The sequence below is a fragment of the Micromonospora sp. NPDC049240 genome (assembly GCF_040647835.1).
Lineage (GTDB): Bacteria > Actinomycetota > Actinomycetes > Mycobacteriales > Micromonosporaceae > Micromonospora.
In genome coordinates this window covers 60,740-77,378 of record NZ_JBEZCX010000009.1, presented here as the reverse complement: position 1 = coordinate 77,378, position 16,639 = coordinate 60,740, and the positions used below count along the sequence as shown (strand labels likewise).

Sequence of the window (16,639 nt, the reverse complement as noted above, 5' to 3'; positions counted from 1 at the left end):
CGGGGAGGGTGGGGAGGGTGGGGGGCAGAGGTCAGGGGCTCAGGCGGCGGGTCAGCCAGGGGAGCAGGGCGTCGGCCTGGAGTCGCTGGAACGCCCGCACGGTCGGGATGCCGGGCGGCGGCGGTTGACGGGCGCCGTCGAGGAAGAAGCCGGTGAGCCCGGCCAGCACCCCGGTCAGATCGGCCGGGTCGACGTGCGCGGTGAGCGGCCGGGAGGCCAGCAGGGCGTCCGGGTCGTGGCCGCCGTACACCTGCACGTTGATGACGGTGAGCAAGGTGTCCAGCCAGGCCGGCCCACGACAGGCCCAGGGCCAGTCGATCACGGTGACCCGTCCGTCCGGGCCGAGCAGCAGGTTGTCGGCGCGGACGTCGAGGTGGCAGAGCGTGTCGCCGGCCAGCGCGGCGAGGCCGCGGTCGGCGGCGGCGCACAGCTCGGGCAGGTGGTCGCGGGCCCACGGGTCGAGATCGGCGGGCGGATCGTCGGCGAGGCGTCGCCAGCCGGCGAAGTCGTGGACGAGCGCCTCGGTCGCGGTGGTGGTCGCGACCGTGGGGGCCGGGGTGAGCGTCGCGGCCATCGTCTCCAGCGTGGACAGCACGGCGGCCAGCTCGCCGGCGTCCCACGGGGTGACCGGGTGCCGGCCCTCGACGTCGGCGAAGACCAACGCGATCCACTCGCCGTCGTCGTGGCTGCCGAGCAGCCGGGGCGTCGGCGCGGTCGGCGGCAGCGCGGCGGCGATCCGGGCCTCCGCGCGGTGCATGGCCGGCGTGTGCTGGTTCTGCGCGGGGCTGACCGCCTTGACGAAGGCCCGCTCGCCACGCGCGGTGCGGACCCGGTCGGCGGTGCCGGGGGAGAAGCCGCCCGGCTGCGACTCCGCCGTCACCACCCGGTCGTCGAGGATGGTCTCGACCGCGGCGCGTACGTGGGCCGGCAGCTCGTGCCAGTGGAGTCGGTTCTTCGTCAGGCTGCTCACCCGGTCCACCGTGCGCGCCGTCCCCTCGCCGGGCAACCGAGTTGGCCGGGGCCCCGCTCGACATCGAGGCGTCAAGCGGGGCCCCTGCCTCTACCGGATGCGTTAACAGGGGGCCCGGCCTTTCACCGCGCGTAGCGCAGCACCACGACGCCGCTGTTGAACGGGCGGGTGGCGGTGAGGGTGAACCGGCTCGGGTCGAAGCGGCGGTCGACCAGCGGGATGCCGCTGCCGGCCACCACCGGGTTGAGCTTGACCACCAGCTCGTCGATCTCGTCGAGGAGCTGGCCGGCGAGGTTGCCGCCGCCGCAGAGCCAGATGTCGCCGCCGGGACGCGTCTTCAGCTCGCGGACGAACGCCGCCGGCTCGCCGGTCACCACCGAGACGTCCGGATGGTCCGCCGGGTCCAGGGAGCGGCTGAAGACGTACTGCTCCAGGTGGGCGTAGGGGCTGGTGACGCCGACCTTCAGGGCCGGCTCGTAGGTGGCGCGACCCATCAGCACGGCGTCGAAGCGGCCGGTGGGTGGCGACGGGACGCCGAGCTGGGCGTGGGCGAACGTGGGCAGCGTCTGCGGCCAGTCGGACACCAGGTAGGGGGCCACGTCCGGCTCCAGCGGGAGGAAGTCGAACGACCCGTCGGGGGCGGCGATGAAGCCGTCGAGCGTGCTGGCGACGAAGTAGACGAGCGTGCGCAAACCGACTCCGATGTCCAAGGTAACCACGACGGCCGTCGTGGTTCGGCGACGAATGTACAACACCTGTCGTGGTTGTTGCTAGGGTGTCCGGCGTGGCCAGGAACCCGGAACGCCGTACCCTGCTCGCCGACGCCGGCCTGCGGATCCTCGCCGCCGCCGGCGCGCGGGGGCTGACCCACCGGGCGGTCGACGCCGAGGCGGGCGTGCCCACCGGCACGACCTCCAACTACTTCCCGTCCCGGTCGGCGCTGCTCGCCGGCCTGGCCGAACGGATCTTCGACCGGATGGCGCCCGACCCGGCGGTGGTGGCCGACCTGGGCCGCCGGGAGCCGTCGCTCGCGCTGGTCACCGACTACCTGCGCGACGTCGTCGCCCGCACCACCCGCGAGCCCGACCTCACCCGGGCGCTGTGGGAGCTGCGGCTGGAGGCCGGCCGCCGTCCCGAACTGCGGGCCGCGCTCGGCGACGTGCTCCGCCGGGGGTACGCCGACGACGTCGCCTTCCACGTCGCCGCCGGCCTGCCCGGCGGGGCGTACGAGATCGCGCTGCTGCACTACGCGGTCGACGGGCTCCTGCTCGACCTGCTCACCACCTCGATCGACGCCGGGTTCGACCCCGACCAGGTGGTTTCCTCCCTGGTCTCCCGTCTGGTCGGTGGCGCGGACCTCGCCCCCTGAGACCGGCACCCGACCGGGTTACCCCGGCGTGCGCAGCGGGAACGCTGGCCCGGACGCCACGGAAAGGAGCATCGGATGACCGGAGGCGCCGGACTGACCATCGGCGTGCTCGGCTCGTACGGCGGACGCAACCTCGGCGACGAGGCGATCCTCACGGGTCTCCTGACCGACCTGCGTCAGCACGAGCCGAACGCGCGGATCATCGTGTTCTCCCGCAACCCGGCGCACACCGCGCTGGCCCACCCCGACGTCGAGGCGGTGCCGTGGGAGGGCGTCAGCCGGGTCGACTCGTCCCAGGTGCTCAACCAGCTCGACCTGCTCGTCCTGGGCGGCGGCGGGATCCTCTACGACAAGGAGGCCCGGCGCTACCTACGGGTGGTCCGGGTCGCCCAGGAGCGGGGCCTGCCGCTGCTCACGTACGCGGTCGGCGTCGGCCCGCTCACCGACGGGGTGGACACCGGCATGGTCCGCGAGACGCTGGCACAGGCCGTCGAGGTGACCGTCCGGGACCAGGAGTCGCGGATGGTGCTGGAGGAGGCCGGCCTGGTCAACCCGATCACCGTCACCGGCGACCCGGCGTTCCTGCTCACGCCCGAGGAGTTCCCCGCGCAGTGGCTGCGTGAGGAGGGCGTGCCGGCCGGTTCGCGACTGGTCGGGTTGAGCGTGCGCGAGCCGGGCCGGGCCGCGGAACGCCTCGACGTGGACGGCTACCACCGACTGCTCGCCCAGATCGGTGACTTCCTGGTGCACCGGATCGACGCGCACGTGCTCTTCGTCCCGATGGAACGCGACGACATCCGGCACTCGCACGGCGTGCTGTCGCACATGATCGCCGCGGACCGGGGCCGGATCCTGCACGGCGACTACCGCCCGGCGCAGATCCTCGGCCTGATGCGCCACTTCGACCTGGCGGTCGGCATGCGGCTGCACTTCCTGATCTTCGCCGCCATGATGAACACGCCGTTCCTGCCGCTGCCGTACGCCGGCAAGGTCTTCGACCTGGCCCAGCGGCTCGGCGTGCCGGCGCTGCGCGGCATGGAGCGGGAGGTGGAGGGCCCGCTGCTGGCCGAGGTGGACCGGTTGTGGGACGAGCGGGCGGCCCGCGCCGACGAGACCGCCCGCCGGGTGGCCGAGGTCTGCGAGCAGGCGCGCGGCACCTCGCAGGTGACCCGCAGCGTGCTGGACAGCATCCGGACCCGCACGCTGACCCCGGTGGCCTGAGCCGGCGCGCTCAGACCGCCGGGCCGCGCCAGGTGTAGACCCAGTCGTGCTCCGGCCGGTCGTCCGACTCCAGCTCGTAGATCTGCGCCTCCGCCAGCCCACCCGCTCCGAGGTGGTGGTGGGTCAGCGGCGGACGGCCGTTGCTGTCCAGCTCGACCGTGACGGTCTCGCCGTCGGCCGCGCCGCCGACCAGGGGAATGTGCACCGTGGAAGCCATGCGCCCATCCTGCCCCGGCCGAAGGGCACGCGCAGCGGATAGCGGGGCAGCGTGCGGTCGGTCCGGCGACTAGGGTCCGGACATGGCGACCCCGACGATCGACCCGACACTCGGTCCGGTCCTCGCCCGCACGGGCGACGAACGGGCGATCCTCGACGCGTTCCTCGACTTCCACCGCGCCACCGTGCTGCGCAAGGCGCGCGGCCTCGCCGACGCCGACGCCTGTCGACGGCTGGTGCCCTCGCTGACCACGCTGGCCGGGCTGCTCAAGCACCTCGCCCTGGTCGAGGGAAACTGGTTCGCCCGGCTGTTCGCGCCGGAGCCGGGCGACGTCTACCTCACCTCCCAGGCCGACGCCGACGCCAGCTTCACGCTCGGCCCCGACGACACGGTCGAGGCGCTCGCCGCTGCCTACGAGGCGGCCTGCGCCCGGTCCCGCGCCGTCGCCGCCCGCTTCGACCTCGACCACGTGGTGCCGCATCCCCAGCTCGGCGAGGTGTCGCTGCGGTGGGTGCTGGTGCACCTGATCGAGGAGACCGCCCGGCACGCCGGGCACGCCGACATCCTGCGCGAGCTGACCGACGGCGAGACCGGCGCGATCTGAGCGTCGGAGCGGCCTCGTCCCGGTCCAGCGGGCACGCTCCGGGCGCGGCGGCACCCGTCGAACCGCCCGCGGGTGTCACTCGCGGGGCAGCAGCCCGTCCGGATACTCCATCCCGTCGTGGGTGCACGCGGCGGCGGCGACCCGGGCGGCGTAGCGGGCCGCGTCGAGCGGGTCGGCACCCCGCAGCCGGGCCGCGATCAGGCCCGCGGCGAAGGCGTCCCCGGCGCCGTTGGTGTCCACCACCGGCGCCGGTGGGGTGGCGGCCGGCACGTGCGCCGGCGGCGCGTCCGGGGTGTGCAGGGTCGCGCCGGCCGCCCCGCCGGTGACCAGCACCGTGCGCGGCGCCAGCCCGGCCGCCGCCTTGCCGGCCCGCTCGCCCAGCTTCACGTCGCTGACGAACACCAGCCCGGCGGCCTCGGCGAACGGCCGGTGGTAGCCGTTCTCGCCGTCCCAGTCGTGCAGATCGGTGGAGAGGGACACGGCACCACGCAGCGTCGGCAGCGCGTCCCGCGCCCAATCCATGATCGACACGTGCGTGTGGGCGGCCCCGGCGACCAGCGCGGCCAGCTCCGCCTCGGCGAACGGCGCCGCCTGGCCGGACCACGGGCGCGGGTCGTACAACGACATCCGTCGGCCGGCCGGGTCGACCAGGTTCACCGACCGGCGGGTACCGGCCGGCGCGTCCACCAGCACGGTCCGCACCGAGGTACGCGCCAGCGCCGCCCGCACCACGTCGCCGGCCGGATCGGCGCCCAGCACGTCGACGAGCGTCACCCGCAGGCCGAGCGCGTGCGCGGCCAGCGCCACCCCGGCCCCGGTGTTGCCGATCCGCAGCTCGACCGGGGGCACGGTCAGCGAGTCGGCGGCGGGCAGCGGCAGCGCGGGCACCCGGGCGCGTACGTCCACGCCCAGCCCACCGATCACGAGGAGGTCGGCCATGGCGCCGACGATATCCGCGCCGAGCCGCCTATCCTGGCCCCGGACGTCGCGAGGGGGAGAGCGTGCTGGTCATCCACGGGCTGTGGCTGCCCGGCGCGGGGCTCGCCCTGTGGGCCGAGGACGGCGCGCTGCCGGCCGCCGCGCCGCGCCGGCCCGGCCGTGCGCCCCGGGAACGGCCGCAACCGTTCGCCGCCGACCACGCCACGCTGGCCGCCGCGCTCGATCCGCTGCCGGGTGAGCCGATCTCCGTGCTGCTCGGCCTGCCCACCCGCGCCGGCTCGCCGGTGGACTCGCCGGAGCTGGTCCGGGCCGCCGTCGGGGACCCGGTCCGCGGCCCGGTCACCCGCGCCGGTTGGCGGGTCCCCGCGCTGGCGTACGCCCCGGACGACGCGTACGCGCTGCTGCGCGCGCCCCGGCCGGACCCGGTCGGGGCGAGCCTGCGCCACCTGGCCGAGCTGGCCGACTTCGCCGCCGACCTGGTCACCCGTGGCCGCCTGCTCCCCACCGTGCTCGCCCTCAAGGAGGGGCCCCCGCTTAACGCCTCCGGTAGAGAAGGGGCCCCCTCTCACCACCCGGCGCGAGCCCGGCGCCGGCTCCGGGCGGTGGCGGAGGCCGACGTGGCGACCGCGCTGGCGCTCTGGCGGCCACTGCTCACCGGCACGGACGCGGGGTGGGCCCGCGACCTGGCGCTGGCCCTGCCCCCGGCGGCCCGCGCCGCCCGCGAGGGCGTGGGGCCGGGCGAACTGGTGGCGGATGCGCTGGACGCGCTCGTCGACGCCGCCGCCCGGGCGGCCCTGGCCGACACCCGGCTGCACCGGGGCATGCGACCCGGCGGTCCGGTGCCGCGCTGGCTGGCCGCGCTCACCGGCCCGGAGCGCGCCTTCACCACCGAGCCGGCCGCGTTGGCGACGCTGCGGCGCGAGCTGGACGCCTGGCAGCGCGACGCCGCCGGCGGCGCGGTACGGGCCACGTTCCGCCTGGTCGAGCCGGCCGTCGACCCGGTCGCCGAACTGGTCGAGGGCGGCGCGTGGCGGGTGGAGTTCGGCCTGCACCCGACCGACGAGCCGGGGCTGGTGGTCGACGCCGGGCACATCTGGCAGCGGCCCGCGCCCGCGCTCGCCGCGCGCGGCATCGACCCGCAGGAGACGCTGCTGGCGGAGCTGGGCCGGGCCAGCCGGCTCTGGCCGGAGGTGGACGCGGCGCTGCGTACCGCCGCGCCGGAGGGGATGGAGCTGGACGCCGAGGGCGCGCACCGGTTCCTGCGCGAGGGAGCGCCGGTGCTGCACGCGGCCGGTTTCGGGGTCCTGCTGCCGTCCTGGTGGCGGCGTTCCTCGTCCCGTCTCGGCGCCCGGCTGCGGGCGCGCGGCCGCACCGCGCCGGGCGCGGTCGCCACCGCCGCCGGCACGCTGGGGATGGACGCGCTCGTCGACTACCGCTGGGAGGTGGCGCTCGGCGACCAGCCGCTGACCGCCGAGGAGTTGGCCTCGCTGGCCGACCTGAAGTCGCCGCTGGTCCGGCTGCGCGGTCGCTGGGTCGAGCTGGACCCGCAGCGGCTGGAGGCCGGGCTGCGCCTGCTGCGGTCCTCCGGCGAGCTGACCGTGGCGGACCTGCTGCGGATGGGGCTGTCCGGCGAGGAGGGCGGTGGCGAGCTGCCGGTGCTGGACGTGGTCGCCGACGGGGCGCTCGGCGAGCTGCTGGCCGGCGAGGCGGAGCGGCGGCTCACGCCGGCCGACCCGCCGCCGGGCTTCGTCGGGACGCTGCGGCCGTACCAGCGGCGCGGCCTGGCCTGGCTGACCTTCCTCCAGTCGCTGGGGCTGGGCGGGATCCTCGCCGACGACATGGGGCTGGGCAAGACGGTGCAGCTGCTCGCGTTGCTCGCCGGTGACCCGCCGCAGGCCGGCCCGACGCTGCTGGTCTGCCCGATGTCGCTGGTCGGCAACTGGCAGCGCGAGGCCGCGACGTTCGCGCCCGACCTGCGCGTGCACGTGCACCACGGCGCGGAGCGGACCCGGGGCGAGGAGTTCGGCGTCGCCGTGCAGGAGGCGGACCTGGTGCTCACCACCTACTCGGTGGCCGCCCGGGACGCCGTCGACCTCGCCGGCGTGGACTGGCACCGGGTGGTGGTGGACGAGGCACAGGCGATCAAGAACGCCGCGACCCGGCAGGCCGAGGCGGTCCGCGCGCTGCCCGCGCGGCACCGGGTCGCAGTCACCGGTACGCCTGTCGAGAACCGGCTCGCCGACCTCTGGTCGATCATGCAGTTCGCCAATCCGGGGCTGCTCGGCCCGGCCGCGACGTTCCGCAAGCGGTTCGCCGAGCCGATCGAGCGGCACGGCGACGCCGAGGTGGCCGAGCGGCTGCGCCGCGTCACCGGCCCGTTCGTGCTGCGGCGGCTCAAGACCGATCCGTCGATCATCACCGACCTGCCGGAGAAGCTGGAGATGGAGGTGCTCTGCAACCTCACCGCCGAGCAGGCCGCGCTCTACCGGGCCGTGGTCGACGACATGATGGCGAAGATCGAGTCCAGTGACGGGATCGAGCGCCGGGGGCTGGTGCTGGCCACCATGACCCGGCTCAAGCAGGTCTGCAACCATCCCGCCCAGTTGCTGCACGACGGCTCCGCGCTGGCCGGCCGGTCCGGCAAGCTGGAACGGCTCGACGAGATCGTCGACGAGGTGCTCGCGGCGGAGGAGAGGGCGCTGCTCTTCACCCAGTACGCCGAGTTCGGCGGGATGCTGCGCGGGCACCTGTCGGCGCGTACCGGCCGGGAGGTGCTGTTCCTGCACGGCGGTGTCGGCAAGGCCGAGCGGGACGCCATGGTCACCCGGTTCCAGTCGCCGGACGGCCCGCCGCTGTTCGTGCTCTCGCTCAAGGCCGGCGGCACCGGGCTCACGCTGACCGCCGCCAACCACGTGGTGCACGTGGACCGCTGGTGGAACCCGGCGGTGGAGGACCAGGCCACCGACCGGGCGTTCCGCATCGGCCAGCGCCGCCGCGTGCAGGTGCGCAAGTTCGTCTGCGCCGGCACGGTGGAGGAGAAGGTGGCCGCGATGATCGCCGACAAGCGGAACCTGGCCCGGTCGGTGGTGGGCAGCGGCGAGCAGTGGGTCACCGAGCTGTCCACCGAGACGCTGCGGGAGCTGTTCACGCTGGAGGCCGGGGCGGTGGTCGAGTGAGCACGGGTCCCCGCTTCGACGAGTACGGGCCGCCGCTGCGGGTCGAGGGTGGGCTGCGGGCGCGCAGCACCCGGGGCGCGATCGGGCGGTCCTGGTGGTCGCGGCGGTTCCTGGAGGTGTTGGAGTCGTTCGCGCTCGGCACCCGGCTCACCCGGGGTCGGGCGTACGCGCGCCGGGGGCAGGTGCTCCGGCTGGACGTCGCGCCCGGACTCGTCACCGCCGAGGTGCAGGGGTCGCGGCCGACTCCGTACCCGGTGCGGATCGGGCTGTCCGCGTACCCGGAGGAGGTTTGGCGTCGGATCGAGGCGGAGCTGGCCGGGCAGGCGTTCTTCAGCGCCCGGCTGCTCGCCGGTGACCTGCCGGCGGAGCTGGAGGAGTTGTTCGCCGCGGCGGGCGCGCCGCTGTTCCCGGCCGAGGTGGGCGAGCTGGCGCAGCGCTGCGGCTGCCCCGACTTCGCGGTGCCGTGCAAGCACCTGGCGGCCACGTTCTACCTGCTCGCCGAGGCGTTCGACGCGGACCCGTTCCGGCTGCTGCACTGGCGCGGCCGATCCCGGGCCGACCTGCTGAACCGGCTGCGGACGCTACGCGGGGTCCGGCCCGACGGGTCGGCGGCGGCGTCGGCCAGATCGGCGGACCCGCCGGTCGGGACGGCAGCGTCGTCGGCCGGGTCGGTGGACCACCCGGACGGGACGGCAGCGGCGTCGTCGGCGGGCTCGGTGGACCCGCCGGCCGGGGCGGCGGCGTTGTCGGTGACCGGCGCCGGGCGGGTGCTGGCCGGGTTGACGCCGATCGAGCCGGCGGCGGAGCTGGACCGGTTCTGGCTCTCACCGGTGGCGCTGCCCGACCGTCCGCCCACCCTGGACACCGGCCCGGAGCTGCTGCTGCGGCAGCTCGGCCCACCCGGCGCCGAGATCGGTGGGCCGGGCCTGGTCGAGCGGCTGCGCCGCGCGTACCGGGAGTTGCGCGGACCGGCCGGTTGAGCGGGTGCCCCACCTCTACCGGAGGCGTTGAGCGGGGCCCGTCCTTGCGCTCACCGCAGGCGATGGCGGAAGCGCCACATCAGGGCGGCGTTGGCGACCAGCACCGTGGCGCAGATCGCCCCGGCCAACCTCCCGGCCAGCACGGTCATCGCCGGCAGCGAGGCCCACAGCGTGATCGTCAACAGCATCAGGTACCGGCCCCGGCGACCCCTGATCCGGTTGTCCAACCGGGCGAAGAACCGCGGATCGCTTTCCCGCAGCTGGCGGGTGATCTGTTCGAACCTGCGCTGATCCTCTTGGCTGAGCATGGCGATGCCTTCCCCTCACGGCTTCAGCGGTTCGGCGGCTTACCCGGATTCCCCGCCCGTCAAGCCCCCCTGCCCCTGCTCGTTTCCCCGCCCCTCGACAACGAGCGCCCGGTTTCCCGGAAAGAGTGGCCATCCGAGGCGGAATGGCCACTCTTCCCGTGAATCTGCCCGGGGAGGGCGGGCGGGGGAGAGGGGTAGGGGAGGCTTAGCGGTGCCTTAAGTTTGCCTGTGGGGGTGAACGGGGGGTGAGGGCCCGATGGCGGGCGAAACCTCGCGTCCGGGCGGTTGGCGGGTGAGTCGGCCCTGCTCCGGGGGGTGCCGGGGGAAGGGGTCGACGTCGGGTGGCCCGCGCCGGGCCTGAGCACCGTCTTAAGTGTGCTCAGGAGCCGCTCCGGGCCGCCTTGAGCAGCCGGTCCGGCCTGGCTACTTTCCCGTAGCAACTCTCCGGCAACCGTCGCCGCCCCTCCCACCCAACCCCCGGGTGGCAGGCGTGCCGGCGCTCGAAGAAAACGGGATAGCTACATGGCCGACCTGAACGTGCCACCGCGTCGACCTCGGGACGACCGCGGCTGGGACGGATACCAGCACCCCCATCCGGACGGGTACCGCGACCTGGGCGCCACCGCCCCGTACGCCGGCGGTCACCCCGCCCCGGCGCCGCAGCCCGCCCCGGGCCCCCAGTGGGTCGGACCGAACGGCTTCGCCCCGGCCGGCCACGCGCCCGGCGCGGGTCACCCCCAGCCGCACCCCGGCTACGCCCAGCCCGCCGGTGGGTACCCGCCGCCGGCCGGCCCGGGACTGCCCAACCTGGACGACGACTCCGACGACGCCCCGAGTCGTGGCCGGCGTCGTGCCCTCGCCACGCTCGGCGGCGCGGCGGTGGTCGCCGGCGGCGCGGCCTTCGCGCTCTCCCCGCAGCTTCGCGGCCTGTTCTCGGACGACGTGGCGGCCGGTGACGCCACCGGCACGGTGACCACCGACGGCACCCAGGCGCGGCCCAGCGGCCAGCAGCCCAGCACGGTGCGGACCTACACCGAGCAGAACGAGAGCTACATGGGCTCCCGGGCGGGCGCGGCGCTCAAGCGCAACGCCCCGGCCGGCGGCCGGCTCTTCGGCAGCCCGGCGGCGGCCGCGGCGGCGACCGAGGTGACCGTGAAGACGGTGCTCGCCAAGGACCCGATCCGCCACCTGGCCAGCCGGACCACGTTCGGCCCGACGCCCAGGGTGATCGCCGACATCAAGAAGCTCGGCATCGACAACTGGCTGCGCCAGCAGTTGGAGCCGGAGAAGATCGCCCCGACCAAGGGTGAGCTGAAGCTGGCCGAGCTGCCCTCGTTGAAGCTCAGCCCGACCCAGCTCCGCGAGCAGCGCGACCAGCTCAACGAGCGCGGCGTCGACCCGGCCCGGGAGACGGTGGACGCCACCATCGCCCGGCAGATCTGGTCCGACCGCCAGCTCTTCGAGGTGATGGTCGACTTCTGGAACGACTTCCTGCACGTGGCGGCCGACTTCGACGGCGGCGAGACGTACCGCAACTCGTTCGACAAGGACGTCATCCGCAAGTACGCGCTGGGCAGCTACCCGGACATGCTGGTCGCCGCGAACAAGCACCCCGCGCTGCTGCTCTACCTGAACCAGGTCGACTCGCGCAAGGACGCGATCAACGAGAACCTGGCCCGGGAGAACCTGGAGCTGTACTCGGTCGGCGTCGACGGCGGCTACACCGAGAAGGACGTGCGGCAGGCCGCCATGCTCCAGACCGGCCGGGGCGTCGCGGACGGCAAGTACATGTTCTTCGGCGACCGGCACTACGTCGGCAAGGTGAAGATCCTCGGGTTCAGCCACGCGAACAACTCGAACGACCCGAAGGTCGCCGACAAGGTGATCGACTCGTACATCCGGTACATCGCGCTGCACCCGTCGACCGCGAAGTACGTGGCCCAGAACCTGGCCACCCGGTTCGTCTCCGACACGCCGCCGAAGTCGATCGTGGACCGGCTGGCGAAGGCGTACACCACCAACAAGGGCAACATCCGGCCGGTGCTGGCGACGCTGTTCAGCTCCTCGGAGTTCTGGGCCGCGGTCGGCCAGAAGGTCCGCCGCCCGATGGAGTACCTGGTCGCCACGTACCGGTCGCTGGGCGTGGGCCCGGACGCGACCGCCGGGTTCGAGGGCGACCAGCGGCGTACGCCGTTCGCGCAGGGCCTGCGGCAGATCCAGGACAAGATGCGCGAGCTGGGCCAGTACCCGATGGGCAAGCCCACCCCGGACGGCTACGCCGACGTCTACCTGGCCTGGACCTCGGCCGGCACCATGGTCGACGGCTGGAACGAGGCCGGCGACCTGCTCGGCGGCTGGCGCAAGCAGTTCACCTACGTGAAGCCGGAGAAGCTGGTGGCGAAGCCGCCGACGACCGCCGGGGCGTACGTGGACGCGTTGGCGCAGAAGCTCGTGCACCAGAAGCTGAGCGCCAAGGAGAAGAAGCTCGTGCTCGCCGTGGCCGGGGTGTCCGAGGGCGCCAAGGTCGACGCCACCTTCAACGGGGCCATCGCCGCGGTCGCGCGGACGATCCTCGCGTCCCCCCAGCACCACCTCCGGTGAGGCATTCGATGGAGATGACCGTGAACCCGTACCCCCTGCACCCCGAATGCCCCGACGTGCGGCGACTGGCCGACAACCCGACCGAGGCGCTGCTGCGCGCGGAGGCGGACATCGTCGCGGCCGAGAACGCGGCCGAGGCCGACCGGTACCGCCGGCTGGAGGAGGTCGAGGAGGCCCAGCAGGACGGCCGGGGCGTCACCCGGCGTACCTTCGTGGCCGGCGCTGCGGCCACCGCGACCGCGCTGGCGACCGCGCAGTTCGTGACCACCTCGGCGTCGTTCGCGGCGACCAAGACCGGCACGCTGATCCACGTCTTCCTCTACGGCGGGCTGGACGGCCTGAGCCTGGTCGCCCCGGCGAACGACCCGGTGCTCGGCAAGTCCCGCCCCGACCTGCTGCTCGGCAACGACTCGCTGGCCCTGGCCCGCGGCTTCAAGCTGACCAGCGCGTTCGCCCCGCTGGAGAAGTGGCTCAAGGCCGGCCAGCTCGGCTTCGTGCCGGCCGTGTCGGACCCGCGGCTGTCCCGCAGCCACTTCCAGGCCGCCGACGCCTGCAACCTGGGTGGCCTGCCCGGCGAGACCGGCGGCCGAGGCTGGCTGGACAGCCTGGTCGACACGCTCGGCAAGGGCACCGCGTTCCGCAGCGTCGGGATCGGCAGCACGCTGCCCCGCTCGCTTGTCGGCGTGAACGGCGCGATCTCCCTCAACAACGTCGGTGAGCTGCGGCTCAACGGCGACGACAAGTACCGCGCGGCCACCGAGAAGGCGATCCGTGGCCTGTTCACCGGCATCAACCATCCGGTGGAGGAGGCCGTCATCGAGGGCATGGGCGCGCTGTCCACCGCCCAGAAGCTCGCCGCCAAGCCGTACGCCGCCGCGGCCGGCGTCAAGTACGAGGGCGTCGGGAACGCGTTCCAGCAGCTCGCCCAGCTCATCAAGGGCGGGGCGAACGTGCGGGTGGCGACCGTCGGCATGGGCGGCTACGACACCCACGAGAACCAGGGCACCAGCGAGGGCGGCCAGCTCTGGCGGCGGCTCAACGAGCTGGCCAACGCCATGGCCGCGTTCTTCACCGACCTGGGTGACAAGGCCGCGGACGTGACGGTCATGGTGTCCAGCGAGTTCGGCCGGCGGGTCGCCTCGAACAGCGGCGGCACCGACCACGGGCACGGCGGCGTGGTCACCGTGCTGTCCGGGCGCAAGCTCGCCGGCTCGCTGCTGGGCACCTGGAACGGCCTGGACAAGTTGGACAGCGGCGACGTGCCGGAGTACAACAACATGTTCAACGTCTACGGGTCGGTGGCGCAGGGCCGCTTCGGCCTGACCGCCGCCCAGGTGGACAAGGTCTTCCCCCGGCAGAAGTTCACCCCGATCAAGATGTACGCGTGACGTATCAGCACACCGACGCCGCCGGCCGTCGTACCGGGCACTCCGCCCCGTACGGCGGCCGTCCGGCTGCTCCCGTACCACCGGGCCGGCCGCGTCGCGGGCCCGGCGGCCGGCGGGCGCTCGCGGCGGCGTTCTGGCTCGGTCTGGTCGTCGCGGTCCTGCCGTGGTGGCTGGCCACCCCGGCCGGCTCGCTGGCCGACACCGCCGACCTGCTCACCGCCGGTGGCCGGATCACCGGCCTGATCGCCGGTTACCTGCTGCTGGTGCAGGTGCTGGCGATGAGCCGGCTCGGCGTGCTGGAACGGGCGCTGGGCGGCGAGCGGATCTCCCGCCTGCACCGGGACCTCGGCGCGACGCTGCTGGTGGCGGTGCTCACCCACATGGCGCTGTTGGTGGTCGGCTACGCCCGGCAGGAGCGTAAGTCCGTGTTCGGCGAGGTCGGCGCGCTGCTCACCGACTACGAGGACATGCTCTCCGCGTTCGTGGCCGCCGGGATCATGGTGGTGGTCGGGTTCACCGCGGTCCGCGGCATCCGCCGCCGGCTGCCCTACGAACTCTGGTACGCGCTGCACCTGACCAGCTATCTCACCCTGCTGCTCGGCTACGCGCACCAGTTCAGCAACGGCGCCCAGCTCTACGAGCCGGGGCCGGTGCGCACCGGCTGGATCGCCGCGTACCTGCTGGTGGTGGCCGCGCTGCTGTGGGGCCGGCTCATCGCGCCGCTGGTGTTCAACCTGCGGCACCGGCTGCGGGTGGCCGACGTGGTGGCGGAGAGCCCGGACACCGTCTCGGTCTATCTGACCGGGCAGCGGCTCAACCAGATCGACATGCTCGGCGGCCAGTACTTCCGCTGGCGGTTCCTCAACCCCGGCGGCTGGTGGCAGTCGCACCCGTTCTCGGTCTCGGCGGCGGCCAACGGCCGCTGGCTGCGGCTCACCGTGAAGGTGGTCGGCGGGCACACCGCCGACCTGCGCGACCTCACCCCGGGCACCCGGGTGTGGGCGGAGGGCCCGTCCGGCACGTTCACCGCCGCGCACCGCACCCGGGAGCGGGCGCTGCTCATCGCCGGCGGCAGTGGCATCGCGCCGCTGCGGGCCATGCTGGAGGAGCTGCCGCCCGGCGCGGCGCTGATCTACCGCGCGCGTACCCCGGCCGACGTGCTGCTGCACCAGGAGCTGGACTGGCTGGCCCAGGCCCGGCAGACCTCGGTCTGGTACGTCATCGGCCGCCGCGACGACCCCGGGCCCCGCCAGGTGATGAACCCGGAGGGGCTGCGCCACCTGGTGCCGGACCTGACCCGCCGCGACGTCTATCTGTGCGGGCCGGGCGGCCTGGTCGACGAGACCGTGCGGGCGCTGCGGGCGGCCGGCGTGCCCCGCCGCCAGATCCACCTCACCGCGTTCGAGCTGTAGGAAGGCATCCACCATGCGTCGCGCGCTGATCGCGATCACCGGACTGGCCGCCGGCACCACCGCGCTTGTGGTCCTCAAGGGCGGCCCCGGCGCCGGGCAGGCCACCGCCGGTGACGTGCCGGCCGCGTCGGCTCCGGTCGCGCCGGGCGGCTCACCCGCGCCCGACGCCCTGCCGCCCGCCGCGGCCGGCGTGACGCCGTCGGCGGCGCCCAGCACCTCGGCGAAGCCGAGCGCGAAGCCCTCCGCCGACCGGACCCCGGCGACCCGGAACAGCACCCGGACCCGGACCGCCCCGGCCGCGCCGAAGACCACCACGAAGGCGCCGAAGCCCACCACGCGGACGGTCACCGGGCCGACCGTCACCTATCGGTACGGGTCGCTGCGGGTGCAGATCACGCTGAGCGGCAGCCGCATCGTCGACGCGACCGGGCTGGACATGCCGGTCGGCGGCCAGGAGGGGCAGCGCGCCGACGACGTGCAGGCCCGCTACAGCGGCAGCTCCGGCGAGGTGGTGGCGAAGCAGAGCGCCAACCTGAACACCGTCTCCGGCGCCACGTACACCAGCACCGCGTACAAGCAGTCGTTGCAGTCCGCCCTCGACAGGGCGTGACGCGGTTGGCCGCCGCCGGCCGGCCCGGCCTGCGTCGGGTCGAGCAGATCATGGGTACGGCGATCAGCCTCGACCTGGCCGACGACCTGCCCGCCGCCACGTCGCACGAGCTGGCCGAGCGCACCTTCGACTGGCTGCGCGAGGTGGACGCCCGGTTCAGCACGTACCGGGACGACAGCGAGGTGTGCCGGCTGGACCGGGGCGAGCTGCGGGCGGTCGACGCCTCCGGCGACCTGCGGGCGGTGCTGGCGCGCTGCGCCGACCTGTGGACGGCCACGGACGGCTTCTTCGACGCGTACGCCACCGGGCGGCTGGACCCGTCCGGCTACGTGAAGGGGTGGGCGGCGCAGGTCGCCTCGGACCGGCTGGCGGCGGCCGGCGCCCCGAACCACTGCGTGAACGCGGGCGGCGACGTCCGGGTCCGGGGGCACAGCCCGACCGGCGAGCCGTGGCGGATCGGAGTGCGGCATCCGTGGGACCCGGCGGCCACCTGCCTGGTGCTGACCGGCACCGACCTGGCGGTCGCCACCAGCGGTGTCTACGAGCGCGGCCACCACGTGGTCGACCCGCGCCGGGGCACGCCGGCGGCCGGCCTGCGTTCGGTCACCGTGGTCGGCCCGGACCTGGGCGTGGCGGACGCGTACGCGACGGCAGCGGTGGCCATGGGCGAGCCCGGCATCGCCTGGCTGGACCGCCTTCCCGCGCCCTGGCGGCACGCCGTGGTGACGGACGACGCCCGCCTCCTCCGCTCCCACGCCCTCCCGGTCGCCCCCTGAAGGGGCCGGGGTCAGCGGAGCGGGCGGTGCAGGATGGCGGGGCGGGAGCCGGTGGGGCGGGGTCGCCC

General features: G+C 74.5%; 15 protein-coding genes. 10 read left to right on the top strand and 5 right to left on the bottom strand.

Translation table 11 applies throughout. The features are described 5' to 3' along the window. Positions 1-31: 31 nt before the first annotated feature. Together AB0B02_RS15490 and AB0B02_RS15485 are read right to left on the bottom strand one after the other, a co-directional pair. Positions 32-970 carry a phosphotransferase gene (locus AB0B02_RS15490; RefSeq protein WP_357300707.1) on the bottom strand — a complete coding sequence of 313 codons (939 nt, stop codon included), beginning with the start codon at positions 968-970 and terminating at the stop codon, positions 32-34. A 122-nt stretch (positions 971-1,092) separates the two neighbouring features. Continuing rightward, positions 1,093-1,689, bottom strand: coding sequence for a dihydrofolate reductase family protein (locus AB0B02_RS15485; RefSeq protein WP_357300705.1), 597 nt, complete (start codon positions 1,687-1,689; stop codon positions 1,093-1,095). Between the two features lie 65 nt (positions 1,690-1,754). Between AB0B02_RS15485 and AB0B02_RS15480 the strand changes: the two genes are divergently transcribed. Next, a complete protein-coding gene (locus AB0B02_RS15480) occupies positions 1,755-2,339 on the top strand; it encodes a TetR/AcrR family transcriptional regulator (RefSeq protein ID WP_357300703.1) in 585 nt (194 codons plus the stop codon). Positions 2,340-2,414: 75 nt separating this feature from the next. After that, positions 2,415-3,560, top strand: a complete 1,146-nt coding sequence (locus AB0B02_RS15475; RefSeq protein ID WP_281936936.1) for a polysaccharide pyruvyl transferase family protein — start codon at positions 2,415-2,417, stop codon at positions 3,558-3,560. Positions 3,561-3,570: 10 nt separating this feature from the next. Here the strand turns inward: AB0B02_RS15475 and AB0B02_RS15470 are convergent, their stop codons facing one another. Next, positions 3,571-3,777 (bottom strand): hypothetical protein, encoded by a 207-nt coding sequence (locus AB0B02_RS15470; protein WP_281936934.1) that lies wholly within the window; start codon positions 3,775-3,777, stop codon positions 3,571-3,573. Between the two features lie 82 nt (positions 3,778-3,859). On the opposite strand from AB0B02_RS15470, the gene AB0B02_RS15465 reads away from it, so the two are divergent. Further along, positions 3,860-4,381, top strand: coding sequence for a DinB family protein (locus AB0B02_RS15465; RefSeq protein ID WP_281936932.1), 522 nt, complete (start codon positions 3,860-3,862; stop codon positions 4,379-4,381). Between the two features lie 75 nt (positions 4,382-4,456). On the opposite strand, the gene AB0B02_RS15460 is transcribed toward AB0B02_RS15465, so the two are convergent. Beyond that, positions 4,457-5,320, bottom strand: coding sequence for a carbohydrate kinase family protein (locus tag AB0B02_RS15460; RefSeq protein ID WP_357300700.1), 864 nt, complete (start codon positions 5,318-5,320; stop codon positions 4,457-4,459). A 62-nt stretch (positions 5,321-5,382) separates the two neighbouring features. On the opposite strand from AB0B02_RS15460, the gene AB0B02_RS15455 reads away from it, so the two are divergent. Both AB0B02_RS15455 and AB0B02_RS15450 read left to right on the top strand, forming a co-directional pair. Further along, positions 5,383-8,496, top strand: a complete 3,114-nt coding sequence (locus tag AB0B02_RS15455; protein ID WP_357300698.1) for a DEAD/DEAH box helicase — start codon at positions 5,383-5,385, stop codon at positions 8,494-8,496. Continuing rightward, the gene (locus AB0B02_RS15450) at positions 8,493-9,476 is read left to right on the top strand and encodes an SWIM zinc finger family protein (protein ID WP_357300696.1); all 984 of its coding nucleotides are present in this window, start codon (positions 8,493-8,495) and stop codon (positions 9,474-9,476) included. The genes AB0B02_RS15455 and AB0B02_RS15450 overlap by 4 nt, the downstream gene beginning before the upstream one ends. Positions 9,477-9,526: 50 nt before the next feature. Here AB0B02_RS15450 and AB0B02_RS15445 read toward each other — a convergent pair whose 3' ends face one another. Then, complete coding sequence (locus AB0B02_RS15445) at positions 9,527-9,784, bottom strand: DUF3040 domain-containing protein (RefSeq protein WP_281936927.1); 258 nt, start codon at positions 9,782-9,784, stop codon at positions 9,527-9,529. A gap of 522 nt (positions 9,785-10,306) precedes the next feature. On the opposite strand from AB0B02_RS15445, the gene AB0B02_RS15440 reads away from it, so the two are divergent. The 5 genes from AB0B02_RS15440 to AB0B02_RS15420 are packed head-to-tail and all read left to right on the top strand — an operon-like array spanning position 10,307 to position 16,571. Continuing rightward, complete coding sequence (locus AB0B02_RS15440) at positions 10,307-12,385, top strand: DUF1800 domain-containing protein (RefSeq protein WP_357300693.1); 2,079 nt, start codon at positions 10,307-10,309, stop codon at positions 12,383-12,385. Positions 12,386-12,399: 14 nt separating this feature from the next. Then, a complete protein-coding gene (locus tag AB0B02_RS15435) occupies positions 12,400-13,773 on the top strand; it encodes a DUF1501 domain-containing protein (RefSeq protein WP_233219523.1) in 1,374 nt (457 codons plus the stop codon). Beyond that, positions 13,770-15,185 (top strand): ferric reductase-like transmembrane domain-containing protein, encoded by a 1,416-nt coding sequence (locus AB0B02_RS15430; protein WP_357300691.1) that lies wholly within the window; start codon positions 13,770-13,772, stop codon positions 15,183-15,185. The genes AB0B02_RS15435 and AB0B02_RS15430 overlap by 4 nt, the downstream gene beginning before the upstream one ends. A gap of 13 nt (positions 15,186-15,198) precedes the next feature. Beyond that, complete coding sequence (locus AB0B02_RS15425) at positions 15,199-15,795, top strand: FMN-binding protein (protein WP_281936921.1); 597 nt, start codon at positions 15,199-15,201, stop codon at positions 15,793-15,795. A gap of 50 nt (positions 15,796-15,845) precedes the next feature. Further along, a complete protein-coding gene (locus AB0B02_RS15420) occupies positions 15,846-16,571 on the top strand; it encodes an FAD:protein FMN transferase (RefSeq protein WP_281938521.1) in 726 nt (241 codons plus the stop codon). The last annotated feature ends 68 nt before the right edge of the window (positions 16,572-16,639 follow it).

What these genes read in the sequence shown, in the direction of transcription:
- AB0B02_RS15425 (WP_281936921.1), top strand. Translation starts at nt 15,199, where the DNA reads ATGCGTCGCGCGCTGATCGCGATCACCGGACTGGCCGCCGGCACCACC.
- AB0B02_RS15465 (WP_281936932.1), top strand. Translation starts at nt 3,860, where the DNA reads ATGGCGACCCCGACGATCGACCCGACACTCGGTCCGGTCCTCGCCCGC.
- AB0B02_RS15475 (WP_281936936.1), top strand. Translation starts at nt 2,415, where the DNA reads ATGACCGGAGGCGCCGGACTGACCATCGGCGTGCTCGGCTCGTACGGC.
- AB0B02_RS15460 (WP_357300700.1), bottom strand. Translation starts at nt 5,320, where the DNA reads ATGGCCGACCTCCTCGTGATCGGTGGGCTGGGCGTGGACGTACGCGCC.
- AB0B02_RS15435 (WP_233219523.1), top strand. Translation starts at nt 12,400, where the DNA reads ATGACCGTGAACCCGTACCCCCTGCACCCCGAATGCCCCGACGTGCGG.
- AB0B02_RS15440 (WP_357300693.1), top strand. Translation starts at nt 10,307, where the DNA reads ATGGCCGACCTGAACGTGCCACCGCGTCGACCTCGGGACGACCGCGGC.
- AB0B02_RS15470 (WP_281936934.1), bottom strand. Translation starts at nt 3,777, where the DNA reads ATGGCTTCCACGGTGCACATTCCCCTGGTCGGCGGCGCGGCCGACGGC.
- AB0B02_RS15445 (WP_281936927.1), bottom strand. Translation starts at nt 9,784, where the DNA reads ATGCTCAGCCAAGAGGATCAGCGCAGGTTCGAACAGATCACCCGCCAG.
- AB0B02_RS15420 (WP_281938521.1), top strand. Translation starts at nt 15,846, where the DNA reads ATGGGTACGGCGATCAGCCTCGACCTGGCCGACGACCTGCCCGCCGCC.